19 protein-coding genes are annotated in these 15,516 nt (G+C 71.8%); 4 read left to right on the plus strand and 15 right to left on the minus strand.

Annotated elements, in window-relative coordinates:
* The first annotated feature begins 59 nt into the window (after positions 1–59).
* Complete coding sequence (locus tag ACZ4Z3_RS04600) at positions 60–1,886, plus strand: endonuclease/exonuclease/phosphatase family protein (RefSeq protein ID WP_468499648.1); 1,827 nt, start codon at positions 60–62, stop codon at positions 1,884–1,886.
* Positions 1,887–1,908: 22 nt separating this feature from the next.
* Here the strand turns inward: ACZ4Z3_RS04600 and ACZ4Z3_RS04605 are convergent, their stop codons facing one another.
* From ACZ4Z3_RS04605 to ACZ4Z3_RS04615, 3 genes are all read right to left on the minus strand, one after another.
* Positions 1,909–2,652, minus strand: a complete 744-nt coding sequence (locus ACZ4Z3_RS04605) for an SRPBCC family protein (protein WP_468499649.1) — start codon at positions 2,650–2,652, stop codon at positions 1,909–1,911.
* A gap of 15 nt (positions 2,653–2,667) precedes the next feature.
* Positions 2,668–3,357, minus strand: a complete 690-nt coding sequence (locus ACZ4Z3_RS04610) for an ArsR/SmtB family transcription factor (protein WP_468499650.1) — start codon at positions 3,355–3,357, stop codon at positions 2,668–2,670.
* Positions 3,358–3,482: 125 nt separating this feature from the next.
* Positions 3,483–4,187, minus strand: a complete 705-nt coding sequence (locus ACZ4Z3_RS04615) for an antibiotic biosynthesis monooxygenase (protein WP_468499651.1) — start codon at positions 4,185–4,187, stop codon at positions 3,483–3,485.
* A gap of 260 nt (positions 4,188–4,447) precedes the next feature.
* Between ACZ4Z3_RS04615 and ACZ4Z3_RS04620 the strand changes: the two genes are divergently transcribed.
* The gene (locus ACZ4Z3_RS04620) at positions 4,448–5,518 is read left to right on the plus strand and encodes a YihY/virulence factor BrkB family protein (protein ID WP_468499652.1); all 1,071 of its coding nucleotides are present in this window, start codon (positions 4,448–4,450) and stop codon (positions 5,516–5,518) included.
* Positions 5,519–5,774: 256 nt separating this feature from the next.
* On the opposite strand, the gene ACZ4Z3_RS04625 is transcribed toward ACZ4Z3_RS04620, so the two are convergent.
* From ACZ4Z3_RS04625 to ACZ4Z3_RS04640, 4 genes are all read right to left on the minus strand, one after another.
* Positions 5,775–6,050 (minus strand): DUF3618 domain-containing protein, encoded by a 276-nt coding sequence (locus ACZ4Z3_RS04625; RefSeq protein ID WP_099968949.1) that lies wholly within the window; start codon positions 6,048–6,050, stop codon positions 5,775–5,777.
* An 8-nt stretch (positions 6,051–6,058) separates the two neighbouring features.
* Positions 6,059–6,502, minus strand: a complete 444-nt coding sequence (locus ACZ4Z3_RS04630) for a phage holin family protein (protein WP_468499653.1) — start codon at positions 6,500–6,502, stop codon at positions 6,059–6,061.
* Between the two features lie 293 nt (positions 6,503–6,795).
* The gene (locus ACZ4Z3_RS04635) at positions 6,796–7,551 is read right to left on the minus strand and encodes a hypothetical protein (protein WP_468499654.1); all 756 of its coding nucleotides are present in this window, start codon (positions 7,549–7,551) and stop codon (positions 6,796–6,798) included.
* Positions 7,548–7,772, minus strand: a complete 225-nt coding sequence (locus ACZ4Z3_RS04640) for a hypothetical protein (protein WP_468499655.1) — start codon at positions 7,770–7,772, stop codon at positions 7,548–7,550. The genes ACZ4Z3_RS04635 and ACZ4Z3_RS04640 overlap by 4 nt, the downstream gene beginning before the upstream one ends.
* A 193-nt stretch (positions 7,773–7,965) precedes the next feature.
* Between ACZ4Z3_RS04640 and dapA the strand changes: the two genes are divergently transcribed.
* Positions 7,966–8,871: a 4-hydroxy-tetrahydrodipicolinate synthase gene (gene dapA / locus ACZ4Z3_RS04645; RefSeq protein ID WP_468499656.1), complete on the plus strand. Its 906-nt coding sequence runs from the start codon at positions 7,966–7,968 to the stop codon at positions 8,869–8,871.
* A gap of 45 nt (positions 8,872–8,916) precedes the next feature.
* Here dapA and ACZ4Z3_RS04650 read toward each other — a convergent pair whose 3' ends face one another.
* From ACZ4Z3_RS04650 to ACZ4Z3_RS04675, 6 genes are all read right to left on the minus strand, one after another.
* Positions 8,917–10,140 carry a WD40 repeat domain-containing protein gene (locus tag ACZ4Z3_RS04650; protein ID WP_468499657.1) on the minus strand — a complete coding sequence of 408 codons (1,224 nt, stop codon included), beginning with the start codon at positions 10,138–10,140 and terminating at the stop codon, positions 8,917–8,919.
* Positions 10,137–10,691 carry a SigE family RNA polymerase sigma factor gene (locus ACZ4Z3_RS04655; RefSeq protein WP_468499658.1) on the minus strand — a complete coding sequence of 185 codons (555 nt, stop codon included), beginning with the start codon at positions 10,689–10,691 and terminating at the stop codon, positions 10,137–10,139. Before ACZ4Z3_RS04655 ends, ACZ4Z3_RS04650 begins: the two co-directional genes overlap by 4 nt.
* 167 nt (positions 10,692–10,858) lie before the next feature.
* Positions 10,859–11,083: a hypothetical protein gene (locus ACZ4Z3_RS04660; RefSeq protein WP_468499659.1), complete on the minus strand. Its 225-nt coding sequence runs from the start codon at positions 11,081–11,083 to the stop codon at positions 10,859–10,861.
* A 230-nt stretch (positions 11,084–11,313) separates the two neighbouring features.
* Positions 11,314–12,303 (minus strand): 2,3,4,5-tetrahydropyridine-2,6-dicarboxylate N-succinyltransferase, encoded by a 990-nt coding sequence (gene dapD / locus ACZ4Z3_RS04665; RefSeq protein ID WP_055519512.1) that lies wholly within the window; start codon positions 12,301–12,303, stop codon positions 11,314–11,316.
* 205 nt (positions 12,304–12,508) lie between these two features.
* Complete coding sequence (locus tag ACZ4Z3_RS04670; RefSeq protein ID WP_468499660.1) at positions 12,509–13,045, minus strand: TetR/AcrR family transcriptional regulator; 537 nt, start codon at positions 13,043–13,045, stop codon at positions 12,509–12,511.
* Complete coding sequence (locus tag ACZ4Z3_RS04675; RefSeq protein WP_468499661.1) at positions 13,045–13,365, minus strand: DMT family transporter; 321 nt, start codon at positions 13,363–13,365, stop codon at positions 13,045–13,047. The genes ACZ4Z3_RS04670 and ACZ4Z3_RS04675 overlap by 1 nt, the downstream gene beginning before the upstream one ends.
* Before the next feature lie 360 nt (positions 13,366–13,725).
* Here ACZ4Z3_RS04675 and ACZ4Z3_RS04680 point away from each other — a divergent pair, with 360 nt between their 5' ends.
* On the plus strand, positions 13,726–14,637 hold the full coding sequence (locus ACZ4Z3_RS04680; RefSeq protein ID WP_468499662.1) for an AbfB domain-containing protein: 912 nt from the start codon (positions 13,726–13,728) through the stop codon (positions 14,635–14,637).
* Between the two features lie 70 nt (positions 14,638–14,707).
* On the opposite strand, the gene ACZ4Z3_RS04685 is transcribed toward ACZ4Z3_RS04680, so the two are convergent.
* Together ACZ4Z3_RS04685 and sufU are read right to left on the minus strand one after the other, a co-directional pair.
* Positions 14,708–15,040 carry a metal-sulfur cluster assembly factor gene (locus ACZ4Z3_RS04685; RefSeq protein WP_055514975.1) on the minus strand — a complete coding sequence of 111 codons (333 nt, stop codon included), beginning with the start codon at positions 15,038–15,040 and terminating at the stop codon, positions 14,708–14,710.
* Positions 15,037–15,501: a Fe-S cluster assembly sulfur transfer protein SufU gene (sufU, locus tag ACZ4Z3_RS04690; protein ID WP_055514972.1), complete on the minus strand. Its 465-nt coding sequence runs from the start codon at positions 15,499–15,501 to the stop codon at positions 15,037–15,039. The genes ACZ4Z3_RS04685 and sufU overlap by 4 nt, the downstream gene beginning before the upstream one ends.
* Positions 15,502–15,516: the final 15 nt, after the last annotated feature.

Genomic DNA, 15,516 nt, shown 5'->3' on the forward strand with positions numbered 1-15,516 from the left:
CTGGCCACCCCCCGTCCACTCTCGTCCCGGCGCTCACGTACGTCCCCGGAGGGATCCCCTTGCCGAGCAAGAGAACCGCGCGCATCGGCGCGCTGACCGTCGCCGCCATCTGCTCCACCGTCTCCGCCGTGGCCCTGACCTCGCCCGCAGCGGCGGACTCCATACGCATCCACGACATCCAGGGCACCACGCGCACCTCGCCGCTCGTCGGCCAGCAGGTCACCGGTGTCGAGGGCATCGTCACCGGCGTACGGACCTACGGTTCGTCGCGCGGCTTCTGGATGCAGGACACCCGGGCGGACGACAGCCCGGCCACGAGCGAGGGCATCTTCGTCTTCACCGGCTCCACGCCGAAGGTTTCCGTGGGCGACGCGGTCACGGTGTCGGGCACGGTCGGCGAGTTCGTGCCGGGCGGCACTTCGTCCGGAAACCAGTCGGTCACCCAGCTCTCCCGCCCCACCGTCACCGTGGTCTCCGGTGGCAACGCCGTCCCGGCCGCGACCGTCGTCGACGCCGCGTCCGTGCCGAAGGCGTACGCCCCGGCCAGCGACACCGCCGCGAACGGCTCGATCAACGGGCTCACCCTCGACCCCGCCGCCTACGCCCTGGACTACTACGAGTCCCTGGAGGGCATGAACGTCCAGGTCGCCGACGCCCGTGTGGTCACAGCGACCGACGCGTTCACGGAGCTGTGGGTCACGGTGAAGCCGCGGGAGAACGCCAGCCGCCGCGGCGGCACGGTCTACGGCTCGTACACCTCGCAGAACACCGGCCGGCTTCAGATCCAGTCGCTCGGCGCGGCCGCGGACTTCCCGAAGGCGAATGTCGGCGACGTCCTGACGGGCACCACCGAGGGCCCCCTGGACTACAGCCAGTTCGGCGGCTACACGCTCGTCGCGAGCAAGCTCGGCACCCTGAAGCAGGGCGGCCTGGAGCGCGAGACCACCCGTAAGCAGGCGCGCGGCGAGCTCGCGGTGGCGACGTACAACGTCGAGAACCTGGACCCCTCCGACACGACGTTCGACGCCCACGCGGCCGCGATCGTGAACAGCCTGAAGTCGCCCGACATCGTGGCCCTGGAGGAGATCCAGGACAACAACGGCGCGACGAAGGACGGTACGGTCGCCGCCGACCAGACGGTGAAGAAGCTGATCGACGCCATCGTGGCGGCCGGCGGCCCGGCGTACGACTGGCGCTCCATCGACCCGGTCGACCTCGCGGACGGCGGCGAGCCCGGCGGCAACATCCGCCAGGTGTTCCTGTTCAACCCGGAGCGGGTGTCCTTCACCGACCGCGCGGGCGGCGACGCCACCACCGCGGTCGGTGTGACGAAGGCGTACGGCAAGGCCCGGCTGACCCTCTCGCCCGGTCGTATCGACCCGGCCAACGCCGCCTGGAACAACAGCCGCAAGCCGCTCGTCGGCGAGTTCTCCTTCCGTGGCGAGTCGGTGTTCGTCATCGCGAACCACTTCTCGTCCAAGGGCGGGGACCAGTCGCTGCACTCGCAGTTCCAGCCGCCGACGCGCAGCTCGGAGACGCAGCGCCACCTCCAGGCGACCGCCGTGAACACGTTCGTCAAGGAGATCCTGGCGAAGCAGAAGAACGCGAACGTCATCGCCCTCGGCGACATCAACGACTTCGAGTTCTCCGACACCGCCAAGCTGCTGGAGGACGGCGGCGCGCTGTGGTCGTCGGTCAAGTCGCTGCCGAGGAACGAGCGTTACTCGTACGTCTACCAGGGCAACGCGCAGGTCCTCGACCAGATCCTGGTCAGTCCGTCGATCCGCCGCTCGTGCGAGTTCACGTACGACAGCGTGCACATCAACGCGGAGTTCCACGACCAGATCAGCGACCACGACCCGTCGGTGCTGCGGTTCCGCCCGTGACCCGCTGAGGGCTTCGGGTCTTTCAGGGCTGGCTGAACACGCCGTTCAGCCAGCCCTTCCACGCCGCCTCGTCGGCCTCGGCGTCGGCACCCGGCGCGAAGTCGTGGACGCTGACGCCGACGGGGTGGCCCCAGTGGCCGCGGCCGAAGAAGCGGATGAGGGCGTCGTCGGTGCGCAGCCCGATGAAGTAGGGGTTGCGGTAGTCGACCACCGCGTCCAGGGGCTTCCCCTCGGGCCCCTCCGCCCGGACGCGCGCGCCCTCGGCGGTGTCGTCGGCGAGACCGAGCGCCCGCGCGACGGCGGTGAACGCGTCGGCGGCCGAGGACGCCTCGGGCCCCTCGAACGTGGCGAAGGCGGTGACCGGGCGGCCCGCGAAGCGCGTCAGGTACTGGCGCAGGGTGTGCAGATAGAAGTCCGTGTGGCGACCGGCGGCGTCGTACTGGTTGTCCCAGTCGTCGACGAAGATGCCGCTGTGCACGTACCGCACCCAGGCGCGGCGGCCCTCGTCGCGCGGCTCGATCGTGTAGTCGAGCTGATTGAGGGTCTGTTCGGAGATGCCGTCGACGTCCTCCACCCGGTTCGTGTAGCGGTGCGGCGGCTCCCAGGCGGTGACCTCGGAACCGAAGGGCCCCTTGCCGCCGACCCGCGGCTCGGGCGCCTCCATCGGCCACAGCCAGCCGCCGGTACCGCTGGTGACGGCGTCCCACACCTGCTCGGGCGTGGCATCGACCTCGAACTCTCGGGCGATCTCGAATTCCTTGGACATGGTGGCTCCTGAGTACTACGGGTGCGATGGCGACGCGGGGGCGGGGTTCCCGGCCGGGGGTGCGGTCAGGGGGTGGGCGCCGGGCTCGGCGGTGGCCGCGCCCTCGTCCGCCGTCCCTGCCGGACGCGTGATCGTGGGGTGGACGGCGACGACGACGCGGTGTGCCCGGCCGCCCTCGGCGCCCGGGGCGTCGTACTTGCGGATGAGGGCACTCACCCCGGCCGTCAGCTCCCGTACGAACGCGGCGCGGTCGGCGGCCGAGGCGAAGGTGACCTCGCCGTCGAGCGCGTAGGTCGCGAGCCGTTGGCGCGCCCTGGTCGCGCCGGTGATCAACGACCCGACGTCACGGACGAGCCGGGCGCCGAGCGCGAGCAGCCAGCGCGCCGAGAGCTGGTCCCGGAAGCGGTCCGGGTCCGGCTGCACGGCGGCGAGCGCGAGCGGCGAGATCACGTACGACGCGGCGGTCGCCCGCATAAGCCGCTCGGTGACGTTGCCCTTGCGGCGCTCCTCCGCCAGTTCGACCAGGCCGTGCTGTTCCAGCGCCTTGAGGTGGTAGTTCACCTTCTGGCGGGGCAGCCCGACCTTTCCGGCCAGCATCGCGGCGCTCGCCGGGCCGGCCGCCAGCTCCGCCAGCAGCCGGGCCCGTACGGGGTCCAGCGACACGGCCGCGGCCTCCGGGTCCTCGATCACGGTGACGTCCCACATGACTCCACCCTCTCACCGAAAACTTTTCTTGTCCAGACGGTTTCAGTGTTCGGTAGGTGGGGTCTCGCGCTGCTCGCTGCTAGCCGCTCACCCCTCGCCCCTCGCCCTCACTGCTCGCCGTCACCTCAGTCGGGGACGAGGCCGAGGGCGTACTCGTACCGGCTGACCGTGCTGCCCTTCAGCCCCGGCCAGGTCTGGACGCGGTGCCACGGTTCGGTGGGTGAGCCGACCCCGTCACCGTCCGCGGCGAGCGCGTCGATGTGGGCCTGGGCGCTCTCCCATTCGGCGTAGTTCAGAACGCGGGTGCCGTCGGTGCCGAGATGGAAGTGGGCGGCGATACCGCCGGGGTGCTGGTTCGGTTCGGCGGCCAGCGCCCCCTCCACGGCGTCCACCCAGGCCCGCTGCCGGTCCGGATCCGGCCCGTCGAACTCGACGTCGACGATGACCACGCACCCCGGCACCCGTGTGTCGTGATCGCCGCCGGTGAGACTGCGGTAGTGGCGGTAGCGCCCGAGCCGGACCCGCTCGATGTCCGGCACGGCGGTGTCGATCGCGTCGTTGCGTTCCTGCCGGCGGGTCCGTACGAAGGCCTCGTATGCCTGCTCGTCGGCCCACTGCGAGTAGTGCAGCAGGGTGGAGCCGTCCTCGCCGGTGTAGAGGAAGTAGCCCAGCAGCCCTTCGGCGGGCCAGGGCCGCCCCAGCCAGGTGTCGGCCACGGCTTCGACGACCTGGCGTTGCCGCCGCGGCGTGCCGACCCGCCAGGTGCTGAAGAAGGGCGCCCCGACGCCGGGGCGGTCGAGGACGGGATGGACATCGGTACGACGGGTCATGGCGCTCTCCGAGGTTCGGTGCTCGAGGACGGGCACCCCCCACCCTTCAACCTCAACCAGGATTCAGGTCAACTCCGCGATTCGAGGCCCGAATTCGGGAGACCCGCCTGGTCATGGACGAGAAGCGGTCCGACGCCGCGCAGGCGGACACGGGGGCGGTAACGGGGACGGGGATGGGCTCGGGGGCGGGGGCAGGAACGAGGGAAGGCGCCGGAACCGGCACTGACCCCGGCGTCACCGGCACAGGCACTGACCCGGGCATGACCGGCACAGGCATTGACCCCGACATCACCGGCACGGGCACCGGCACCCCGGCCGGGGCCGGAGACGGGCCCGACGCGGCGGGCAGCCCCATCCGGCTGCCGAGGAGTTCCTGGTGGGCGGTGGTGCGGCGCACGGCGAAGGAGGTCCTGGACGACGATCTCGCGGACCGGGCGGCGGCGTTGACGTACTACGGCGTGCTGTCCCTGTTCCCCGCGCTGCTGCTCACCGTGTCGCTGCTCGGTGTCGCGGGGCGGCGCACCATCGACGGACTCCTGGACAACATCGGCGACTTGGCGCCGGGCCCCGCGCGGGACGTGCTGCGGGACGCCGTCGTGCAACTGAGCGACGGCGGCGGGGGCACCGGCGGGGTACTGGCCGTCGTCGGCCTGCTGACGGCGGTGTGGTCGTCGTCCGGTTACGTGGCCGCGTTCATCCGCGCCTCCAACGCGGTGTACGACCTGCCGGAGGGGCGGCCGGTGTGGAAGCTGACGCCGCTGCGGATCGCGCTGACCCTGACGCTGATGCTGATGATCGCCGTGAGCGCGGTGATCGTGGTGTTCACGGGGCCGCTGGCCGAGCGGGCGGGCACGATGGTCGGGCTCGGCGACGCGGCCATCGCGGTGTGGGGTGTCGCCAAGTGGCCGGTGCTGCTGGTGCTGGTGACCCTGATGATCGCGCTGCTGTACTGGGCGGCGCCCAACGTCCGGGGCCGGGGGCTGCGCTGGGTCAGCCCCGGCGGGGTCGTCGCCACCCTGATCTGGCTCGTCGTGTCGGCCGGGTTCGCCGTCTACGCGGCCAACTTCGGCTCGTACAACAAGACGTACGGCACCCTGGCCGGCGCCGTCGTCTTCCTGGTCTGGCTCTGGCTCACCAACATGGCGATCCTCCTCGGCCTGGAGTTCGACGCCGAGCTGTCCCGCGAGCGCGGCATCGTCCAGGGCCGTCCGCCCTCGGAGGAGCCGTACGTCGAGCCCCGCGACACCCGCGCCTGGCCGCCGCGGCTACGGGCCCTGCGGGAGGCGAGGGCCCGTACGACGACCTCGCAGGACGTCGAGCCGATCAATTGAGGGCGGTGCGGCGGGCCGGGCGGGGTCGGTCGGGGTGGCCGGGAGGAGCCGGGGTCGGCTGGAAGGAGCCCGGGGGCAGCCGGGGGGCACCGGCTTCGGAGGCGCACGCGCACGCGAAAGCACCCTCCCGCGATCACGCGCAGCCCGAAAGCGCGAACCGGGCGCACCCCGGCTCACGCGTCAGCGCCTCCCGGTCCACCGCACACCGGGCCGGCCTCTCGGCCCACCGCGGTCCGAGCCAGTGGCGCGGTCCGAGCTAGTGGTAGTAGTGCCGCCACACGAAGACGCCGGTGGCCAGGACGGCCACCCCCGCCCCGCCCACGATGACCGCTTCCCGGGGCACCCGCTCCCGTACGGAGTCCATGCGGGCGCGGGCGCGCGCCTTCACATCGGCCTTGGCGGCGAGTTCCTCGACCGTGTCGCCGAGCCGGGACCGGGTCAGCTCGATCTGCCGGCGGAGTTCGTCGGGGCCCTTCGCCCCGATGCTCTCCTTGGCTTCCGACCACCCCTTCGCACCACCGGACGCACCCATGGCCATCATCATCGCCGTGCCCTTCCCTTGATCTCGTCGACATCCGCCTTGACGCTGTCGAGCGCCCGTTCCGGCTTGGGCGGGGTCGCCCGCCTGAGCTGGGCGCGTCCGACGACAGCCAGTACGGCCGCGATCACGAACAGCACGCCCATCACGATGAGCGCGGCGGCCCACACGTCCACGACCAGGGAGAGTGCCGCGACGGCGGCGCCGGCCATCGTCATGAACCCGACGTAGGCGACGGCTCCGGCCGCGCCCAGCAGTCCTCCCCCGCGCCCCGCGCGCTTCCCCTTCTCGGCCAGCTCCTCCTTCGCGAGGGCCATCTCCTGGCGCACGAGCAGGGAGAGCTGTTCGGTGGCCTGCCCCACCAGCTCCCCCACGGAGTGGTGATCCTGCGCGCGCGCCCCGGAACGCGCGGCTCGGTCCGGCCTGGTTTCGAGGGTCCCGGTCACAGTTCCGCCTCCTCACATCTCGGGAGACCCCGAGTACCCGGACCGACCCACGCTAGGCAGCCGACCTCCACGGCAATGTGAGGCCGCCGAAACGGCTACGCCGAGGCCGCGCGGCCCCTGCCCCGCCGCTCACCCGGCCCCCAGGGCCCGCACAGCTGGCCCCTGGCCGAGCCGCCGGTCCCGCGCGGCCAGCCACGCGCCCAACCCCAGTCCCGCGCGGCCAGCCACTCGCCCGCCCCCGGTCCCGCGCAGCCCGACGCCCCGGCGGTCCGCGAGCTCCCGCCAGCGCGCGCCTAGACCCGGCCCGTCTCCGTCCCTCCCGGCCCCCGCTCCCCCAGACGGGCGAGCTGGGTCTGGAACCAGTCGAGGCGGGCCTGGAGGAGCGCCGCCTCGGCAACCAGTTCGGGAACGCCGGGTTCACCGAGGCCGCCGGACGCCTCGCGCCCGACCTGCCCCTCACCGCCACCGCCAACACCACCGGCACCGGCCCCCGTCCCGGTCCCGATCCCGGTCCCGGCGGTCACCGTCACCTTCAGCCCCTCCCCCGCGAGCCGGGCGAAGGTCTCGGACGGCACAGGCGTACGCCCGCGCAGACACCCCGCGCAGGACGGGGCCAGCGCGCGCCAGCCCGGCCGCCCCCAGCCGGCGTCGGCCAGCGCCACGGACACGGCACCGCACACGCAAGGGCCGACGGTGGCGATCCGGACGCGCTGCCGCGCGTAACGGAATCCGCGCTCGAAGCGGATGTAGGCGCCGAGGACGGAGACCTCCAGCAGCAGGGCGGCCCGGTGCTCGGCGGTGCACAGCAGCGCCTCGGCCGCCGTACGGTCGTGGACGCAGTGGAAGCCGCAGTCGCAGCGGCGGGCCGGCGCCCGATGTCTGCGCCCGTAGACGCAGCGGGCCTCGTCGAGGACCCCGTAGGGCAGCGCGCCGCCCAGCGACACACCGGTGAACCCTGCCCGGGTGCCGTCCTGGGACAGCACCGGGTGGGCGATCTTGTATCCGGTCGGCGGCTCCGTCGGGCGTTCCTCGGGGAGCCGCAGCCTCATCGGACGGTCGACACCTCGGCGACCGGGGCCTCCGCGACCGGCACATCGGCGACGACCGGCACATCGGCGACCGGCGTCTCCCGGGCCGGGGCCGGGCTCGTCCGGCGGGCCTCATCGGCGGGGCGCCGTCGTCCTTCGGCGCGGTCCGTCGCCCCGACGGTTTCGTACGACTGGGGCCGTTCCTCGGCCACCCCCGTGGCCAGTGCCTTGCCGAGCCTCATGACGCCTCCCGAGTGTCGTGGATCCGCCGTGCGTGCTGACCGTCCTCGCCATGGTGGCCCACGAGGGGGCAGGTTGGCACCAGTGCCTCGTCGCCCGCCCGGCGACCGCCCACCCCTCCTTGTAGCAAAGCTCATCCATACTTCGTAGAAGAATTAAGTGGAGCTTCACATTGTGCGCGCCGAGACTACGCCCATGACCACCACCACGCATCGCCCCGCCCCCTTCGGCCGCGCCCTCTGCGCGATGATCACCCCGTTCACCGAGAGCGGGGCGCTCGACCTCGACGGGGCGCAGCGGCTGGCCGACCGGCTGGTGGCGGAGGGCTGCGAGGGGCTGGTCCTGTCCGGTACGACGGGTGAGGCGCCGACGACGACGGACGCGGAGAAGGCGGAGCTGATCCGCGCGGTCCGGGCGGCGGTCGGGGACCGAACCACGATCGTGGCGGGCGTCGGCACGTACGACACCCGACACACCGTGGAGCTGGCCCTGGCCGCCGAGAGGGCGGGCGCGGACGGCCTGTTGGCGGTCACCCCGTACTACAGCAGGCCCCCGCAGGACGCCGTCGAGGCCCACTTCCGTGAGCTCGCCGACCGCTGCGGCCTCCCGGTCGCCCTGTACGACATCCCCGGCCGCACCGGCACCCGGATCGAACCGGCGACCATGATCCGGCTCGCGGACCACCCCCGGATCGTGGCGGTGAAGGACTGCGCGTACGACCTCCTCGGCACTCAGAAGGTGCTGGCGGAGACGGAGTTGGCGTACTACACGGGCTGCGACGAGTACGTCCTGGCGCTGTACGCGCTCGGCGGCGCGGGCTACATCGGCACCGTCGCCAACGCGGTGCCCGGTCACTTCCGGTCGATCGTCGACGCGTTCGACGCGGGCGACACCGCGGAGGCCGCGTGGTTGCAGCGGGCGGCGGTCCCGCTCACGGAGGCGATGATGGCCTCCGGTCTGCCCGGCACCGTCACGGCGAAGGCCCTGCTCGGGCGGCTCGGCCTGCCGGCGGGCCCGGTCCGGGCACCGCTGCGGCCCGCCGGCCGAGAGGTGGCCGACGGGCTGCTGGGGGCGTACGAAGCTCTGGTCGCCGCCGCCTGAGGAGGCACGCCCCGGCTGTGGGCGGAGGGGGCGCGGCCCCGGTGATCAGCGGGTGGCGAAGACCGGGTTCCAACGTCCGGCGGCGCCGTCACTGCCCTTGCGGGCGCCGCTGAGCGGGAGCGTCTTGTCGCTGCCGATGGTGACGAGCACCAAGGCGTTGTGGAACTCGTTGTCCCCGGGCGTGATGTCCCAGGCGATGAGCCGCTTGTTGTCGACCCAGGCGAGGAGTTGCTGTCCGCGCACCTTGTGAAGGTGCTTGCCGGTACGCGGGTCGAGGATCCACGAGGCGGTGGTCTTGGCGCCGCCCGCGAAGCCGCCGGCGGCGAGCTTGCCGTCCGGGGAGAGCCGCGCCTCCACCGACCAGTGCAGGTACCTCTCGTCCGGCGGCGCGGGGACCTTGTTGCCCTTGAGGTCGTAGTACTGCTGGTGCGGCTCCATCGTCAGCCCGGTGTACACCGACTTGGCGTCGCCACTGAAGGAGAAGTCCTGGCGGGCGTTGACGAGCCCTCCCTGGTCCTCGGGGACGACCTTGCTCCAGTCGGCCTTCCCGGAGTCGACGTCCACGATGTAGAACCCGGTCCGGTGGGACTTCGAGTGGTCCACTTCGTAGTCGTTCTTCTTGCCGTCGCCGTCGGAGTCGTAGTCGACCCGGGTGAGCAGGTCGGGGTTCTTGTTGTAGGTGGTGGCGACGAGCTTGTCGCCGTCGGACGAGAACTCGACACTCGCGACGCCCCGCCCGACCGGCAGCCAGCGGTCCACCTCGCCGGTGGCCAGATCGAGCAGCCCGATCCGCCGCACCGGCAGGTCCCGCTCCAGGACGGCGGCGGTCCGCATGCCGGGGGCGACCGAGACCATGGACCAGCGGTCGTCCTTCACGTACTTGCCGTTCCGCTGGTCGAGGATGCGATACGTACGCTGCCTGACCGCGGTGTCCTCGGACGTCTTGACCGTGTCGTACGTGTAGTACGCGGCCAGCGCCGTGTCCCCGGCGGCGATCAGGTCGCGCGGCGGCGACTGGTCGGGGTGGGCGATGATGTCGCTCTTGTTCATCTCGCTGGCGAGCCGCGTCTCGTCCTTGCCGGACCCCAGCAGCGGCACGGCGACCGCGACGGCGACCACGGCGGCGGTCGCCGCGGCGACGGTGCCGATCCTGCGGGTCCGGCGCCGGCGCCGCACATTCAGCACGCGGTCGGCGAAGCCCGGGTCCAGGGGGGACTGTTCGGCGGCCTGCTCCCGCAGGGAGTCGCGCACCAGTTCGTCGACGTTCATGGACGCACCTCCACGGGCGAGAAGTCACGGGACGGCTGCTGCTCGGCCGGAGCCGGGCCGAGACCGGCCAGTTCGGGCGCGAGTTCCCGCAGCCGGGCGAGGGAGCGGTGGGTGGTGGACCGGACGGTCCCGACGGAGCAGCCGAGGATGCGGGCCACGTCGGCCTCGGGCAGGTCCTCGAAGTAGCGCAGCACGAGCATGGTCCGCTGCCGCGCGGTCAGCCGGGCGAGCGCGCCGCGCATCACCAGGCGCAGTTCCACCCCGGCCGCGCCGTCGACGGCGCCACTCTCGGGCAGCTCGGCGACGGTGACCTCCCTGCGGCGCCATTTCAGCCGCCAGCGGCTGATCTGCTGCCGGTACAGGATCTGCCGTACGTACGCCTCGGGCTCGTCGATCCGCTGCCAGCGGCCGGCGGCCTTGATGAGCGCGTTCTGCAGCAGGTCCTCGGCGGCGTGCCGGTCGCCGCCGCTGAGCAGTACGGCGGTCTTCAGCAGCGCCGACGACCGCCCGGCCACGAACTCGCGGAAACTCTCCTGACCTGCGGCATCCATCGTCACCTTCTCTTCCCCGGCGGGCCCTGTGTCCCGCCCCTGTGCTCTGTGTGACGCGCGGATCCGCCCCCCGCTATGCCGGTACGCCGAAAAAAGTTCCCGGACAGGGGCCGGGGCCCGTACCGCGCCGGCGCGGTACGGGCCCCGGAATCCCGGTGACGGCGGGGTCAGCCCCAGCGGTACCCGTCACCGAACAGCAGGGTGTGCTCCAGCACGTCCTCCATCGGGTCGTCGACCTGGCCGACGTTGACCAGCCCGATACGGGGGCCGTTGTGCGAGGCCCTGTTGGTCTCGTCGGCATGCGCGACACCGGCGGGCAGCCCACACACCACGGCCGCGCCCACCACCCCGCTCACCACTCGTGCCACGGTCCTCACCCGATCGCTCCTCATCCTGTCCGGCCCCTCATCTCGTCGGCTCGCCCTCTGATAGGACTGTGCGTCCCACGGGTTCATCGCCCATCCCCACCGGAAGGTCACGCGGATCAACCCGTACGGGAACGCCGGGGGGGCTTCGACGGGGACGATCAGCGCGGTGCCCCCTGCCGCCCACACGCGCAGCGCCCTCCCCCGGCCCTGCTCGGGCCGTGGAAGGGCGCTCCGTGACACCGGCTCGCCGGTCGTCAGTTGTGGCTGTGCAGGATCTCGTTCAGGCCGCCCCAGACCGCGTTGTTCGGGCGGGCCTCGACCGTGCCGGTGACCGAGTTGCGGCGGAAGAGGATGTTCGAGGCGCCGGAGAGCTCGCGGGCCTTGACGACCTGGCCGTCGGGCATCGTGACGCGGGTGCCCGCGGTGACGTACAGGCCCGCCTCCACCACGCACTCGTCGCCGAGGGCGATGCCGACGCCCGCCTCGGCGCCGACCAGGCAACGCTCGCCGATGGAGATGATGACGTTGCCGCCACCGGACAGCGTGCCCATCGTGGAGGCGCCGCCGCCGATGTCGGAACCGTCGCCGACGACGACCCCCGCGGAGATACGGCCCTCCACCATCGACGTGCCGAGGGTGCCGGCGTTGAAGTTGACGAAGCCCTCGTGCATGACCGTGGTGCCCTCGGCGAGGTGAGCGCCCAGCCGAACCCGGTCGGCGTCGGCGATACGGACACCCTTGGGGGCCACGTAGTCCGTCATCCGCGGGAACTTGTCGACGGACGTCACCTGGAGGTGCAGCCCCTCGGCGCGCGCGTTGAGCCGGACCTTCTCCAGGTCGTCGACGGCGACCGGGCCGAGCGAGGTCCAGGCGACGTTGGCCAGGAGGCCGAAGATGCCGTCCAGGCTCTGGCCGTGCGGCTTCACCAGGCGGTGGGAGAGCAGGTGGAGGCGCAGGTAGGCGTCGTGCGTGTCGACCGGCTTCTCGTCGAGCGAGGAGATGACCGTGCGGACCGCGACGACCTCGACGCCCCGGCGGGTGTCCTGACCGATCGCCGCCGTCGCGCCGCCGCCCAGCAGCTGGGCCGCCCGCTCGGCGTCGAGCCGCTCGGTGCCGGACGGGCCCGGCTCGGCGGCGAGCTCGGGTGCGGGGTACCAGGTGTCGAGAACGGTGCCGTCGGCGGCGATCGTGGCGAGGCCGGCGGCCACGGCGCCGGTGGTGCGAGGAGCAGTCGTGTCGGTCATGAGGGAAACCTAACCGCCCGGGGGCGGCCCAGGCCAACCCACACCACGGCCGTCTCAGGAGCCGGGCATCCGGGGCAACGAAGACCTCCCGCCACCACCGCCCCCGGCCACCGACAGACGGCCGGCCCCTTGACACCACCAGCCCCGGCCACCGACAGACGGCCCCCGCGACACCCCCGCCTCCCCCGCACCGGTCCCGGTGCCCTCAGCCGATCACCCGCGCCAGCACCTCCCGCGCGTACCCCTCGTCGTACGGCGCCCCCGTCAGCAGCACCTGGAGGCAGATCCCGTCGATCAGGGCGACCAGGGCCCGCGCGGTCACCGGATCGGTGCGCAGGGCGAGGCAGTCGGCGAAGCCCTCCGCCCACTCCGCGGCGACCGGGCGGAGGGTCGGGCGGCGCAGTGCGGCCAGGTAGAGCTCGTACTCGACCTCCAGCCCCGTACGGTCGCCGGCGAACCATTCGCTGCCGAGCGCGGCGAGTTCGGCGGCCAGGTCGGACTCCGGGTCCTGGAGGGCGCCGCGGGCCAGGACCGTGCGCGCGTACCCCTCGTTGGCCTGCCGCAGCGCCGCCACCATGAGGTCGTCGAGGGTCTTGAAGTGGTACGTCGTCGAGCCGAGCGGTACGTCCGCCTCGGCGGCCACGCTCCGGTGGCTCAGCCCGGCGATGCCCTTCTCCCCGACGACGCGGATCGCCGCGTCGATGATCCGCTGCCGCCGCTCGGGGTCGTAACGCCGGGCCATCAGTGGGCGCCTCCCAGGTTGAGGACGACGACCCCCGCGATGATCAGCGCGATCCCGGCGGCCTTGGCGAAGCCCAACCCCTCCCCGAACAGCACGAGGCCGAGCGCGGCGACGCTGGCGGTGCCGACGCCGGACCAGATGGCGTAGGCCGTGCCGATCGACATCGACTTGAGCGCCTGGGCCAGGAGCCCGAAGGAGACCAGGTAACCGATCCCCGTGACCAACGACGGGCCCAACTTGCTGAAGCCCTCGCTGTATTTCATGGCCGTGGTGGCCACGACCTCGGCGGCTATGGCGAAGCCGAGCAGCAGATATCCCATGTGTACTAGCGTACACATGATGCGTACGGTCGTACACATCGAGGCGTGGGGGCACAGAGGCGTACCCATCGCGGGCCGACGACACCCAGGTGGCCCTCGCGGGGTGCCCCCGTCCGTCCCCGATCGGGCGCACCCGCACGGAAATGTCTCCCCAAGAGGCCGCGGTTTCGGGGCCGTTCCGTTATGGAAGCGCTCTCCGAAAGGGCTCCCCGCACACCACTTGGTCCACTACTGTTTCAACAGTCAATCTCCCGATTGTGTGACGACCGCAAGGGTTCGCACACACCGGTGACACGTACCACCTCCCCTGACCCGCATGACGAATTCGCGTCCGCCTGTGCGACGCCGAGGGAACCGCGCATGCCGCCAACGAAGCCCGGACCTGATCCGGACCAGAACACCCCCAACCTCCCGGTGTTGAGATCCGCGAAGGTGTGGGAGACCGGTGTCGCCCCCGACGACACCCGAATACCGGGCACCCGCCGTCTCTGGCTGGCCGGAGCGCTCGCCCTGGCCGTCGTGTCGTCGTGTGTGACCGCGATCGTCCTTCAGGACTCCGGTTCTGACGACACGTCACAGACCCGCACGGACCGCACCATGCTGGCCGACGACCCGGTCGCCCCGCTCTCCCTTCCCCCGGCGTCGCCGGCCACGGCCCCCGACGGGAAGAGCGGACTGTCCGAGCCGCAGGACCCCAAGGGCGGCTCCAAGGGCGAGGGCAAGGACAAGGGTTCCTCCGACTCCGAGGGCTCCGGCGCGGACGACAAGCAGCAGGGCGGCGCGAAGCCGGCCCCCAAGCCGTCCAAGTCGACGTCGCCCGGGAAGAAGCCGCCGTCGGCGTCCGTGATCCGGAAGTCCGTACAGGCCGTCAACTACCCCGACCGGTACTGGCACGAGAGCGGCGGTGTCATCCGCCTCGACCCGGTGGGCACATACAGCGGCAGCGAGACCCGTGAGGACTCCACCTTCAAGGTGGTCTCCGGCCTCGCCAGGTCCGACTGCTACTCCTTCCGCATGGCGGACGGACGGTACGTCAGGCACCAGAACTTCCGGCTCCGCGTCAGCGGCAACGACGGCTCGAACCTCTTCAAGCAGGACGCGACGTTCTGCCCGCTGCGGTCGCCGTACTCGGACGCCATGATGCTCCGCTCGGTGAACTACCCCGACCGCGTGCTGCGTCACCGGAACTTCGAGCTGGTCCTGGACCCGTACGGCTACAACAGCGGCAACCGGCAGGACTTCTTCTTCCGCCTGGTGAAGGGCCTCGACTGACGGCACGGCACCCGGACATGAGTGTGGCCCCCGGCGACTTTCGCCGGGGGCCACACTCACGCTGTCGGTCTCAGACGTTGAACCCGAGCGCCCGAAGCTGCTCGCGCCCGTCGTCCGTGATCTTGTCCGGGCCCCACGGGGGCATCCAGACCCAGTTGATGCGCAGCTCGTTGACGAGGCCGTCCGTCGCGGACTTGGCCTGGTCCTCGATGACATCGGTCAGCGGGCAGGCCGCCGAGGTCAGGGTCATGTCGATCGTCGCGATGTTCGCGTCGTCGATGTGGATGCCGTAGATCAGGCCCAGGTTGACGACGTCGATGCCCAGCTCGGGGTCGACGACGTCGTACAGGGCCTCGCGGATCTCCTCCTCGGAGGCCGGCTTCATCTCCACGGTGTCGCTCATGCCGTCTTCCTTTCGGCGTCGGCGCCCAGCGCCTGGGCCGTCGCGTCCTTCCACGCCATCCAGCTGAGGAGGGCGCACTTGACCCGGGCCGGGTACTTGGAGACCCCGGCGAACGCGACCGCGTCCTCCAGGACCTCCTCCATCGCGTCGTCCGGCTCGATCTTCCCCTTGGACTGCATCAGCTCCAGGAAGGTCTCCTGGATCCGCCGCGCGTCCGTCAGCTCCTTGCCGACGAGCAGCTCGTTCAGCACGGAGGCGCTGGCCTGGCTGATCGAGCAGCCCTGGCCCTCGTACGAGACGTCCTCGATGGTCGTACCGTCGTACTTCACGCGCAGGGTGATCTCGTCGCCGCACGTGGGGTTCACGTGGTGCACCTCGGCGTCGCCATCCCGCAAGCCCCGCCCGTGCGGGTTCTTGTAGTGGTCCAGGATGACTTCCTGGTACATCGAGTCCAGCTTCATGCGATCGCTCGTCCC

The organism is Streptomyces sp. NPDC030296, from assembly GCF_055572815.1.